Source organism: Castellaniella sp., from assembly GCF_004321985.1.
In the GTDB taxonomy this organism is placed as follows: Bacteria; Pseudomonadota; Gammaproteobacteria; order Burkholderiales; family Burkholderiaceae_B; genus Castellaniella.
The window spans coordinates 1-1,133 of record NZ_SCQN01000084.1; the positions used below are offsets into that span (position 1 = coordinate 1).

Below are 1,133 nucleotides of genomic sequence, written 5' to 3' on the forward strand. Positions count from 1 at the left end.
TACTAAGCCGAAAGAAAGTATCCGAACATATCAGGCGGCATAGCGGACGGTGGGGTGTTGAAAGAAGCCGCGCACCAAGGCCGGTTGTTTCTGCAGGGCGCGCAGGAAAGCCATGGCATGACGCTTGAGGTGGTCCGGCCCGCTCAAGGCCAAACGACCAAGCTTGTGGCGTTTGAGGTGATTCCACACCAACTCGTCCGGATTCAGATCCGGGCTGTAAGGCGGTAACTGGAACAAGCGCAATTGCCCTTGAGTACCGGCGACGAACTGCTTCACGGCGCGTGAACGGTGCACCGGATGGCCATCGACGACAAGGAAGACGGGCGCATCGCGATGGACCATGAGCCGCTTGAGGAAGTCGATGAACTTGGCGGTCGTCAGGGTGCCTGGGCAACAGGCAAACCGCAGCTCACCCCGCGGGCTGACCGCCGAAATGAAATTCAGGGTGAAACGCGCGCCCGTCCGCTCCACGGTGGGCGTTTGCCCGAGCGGTGCCCACGTCGTGCCGCTGTGGTAGTCCGAGCGCACACTGGCCTCATCGGCAAAGAACACCTGCGCCTTGGCGCGCTTGGCTTCCTTGCGGATCGCTGGATATTCCTCATGCAGCCAGGCTTCAACGCGTGCCGGGTCGCGTTGGTAGGCACGCGCCAGCGGTCGTTGCGGCGACAGGCCCAGTTCGCGCAACAGGCGTCCGACCGATACCTCGGACAGACGAACCTTGAACCGCCGGGCGATCAGGTCACGCACCATCGCCCGTGTCCACAACGCAAATTCGAACTTCAGCTGTTGCGGGTTCTTCGTGGTCACCGTTGCATGAATCCAGCGCATGGCACGCTCGTCGAGTTTGCGCGGCCGTCCGCTGATGGGCTTGGCTCGCAGCGCCTCCAGCCCGCCCTCACGGAAGGCGGCCAGCCACTCATAAATACGTGGCCGCGACAGCCCAAGCGTCCGGATCACGGTTTCCGGCGACTCCCCGGATTCCACCGCCTCGACCGCCCGAAGGCGCATCGCCTCCAGCGTCTCGTGGGACAACTTTCGACCATCGGTAGCGCGCATTTCCCTCTCCTCATCGACATCCTATCCTTGGACAGCGACGAAGCGAAAATGTTCGCTTACTTATGTTCGCCTTAGTA

Annotated in this window: 1 protein-coding gene; it reads right to left on the reverse strand. The window is 62.0% G+C overall.

Translation table 11 applies throughout. The features are described from left to right. Window positions 1–30 precede the first annotated feature (30 nt). A complete protein-coding gene (locus tag EPN31_RS16645) occupies window positions 31–1,056 on the reverse strand; it encodes an IS630 family transposase (protein WP_027491196.1) in 1,026 nt (341 codons plus the stop codon). Window positions 1,057–1,133: the final 77 nt, after the last annotated feature.

Bases quoted from the DNA above. Each gene is read 5' to 3' on its own strand.
- EPN31_RS16645 (WP_027491196.1), bottom strand. From the start codon at position 1,056: ATGCGCGCTACCGATGGTCGAAAGTTGTCCCACGAGACGCTGGAGGCG.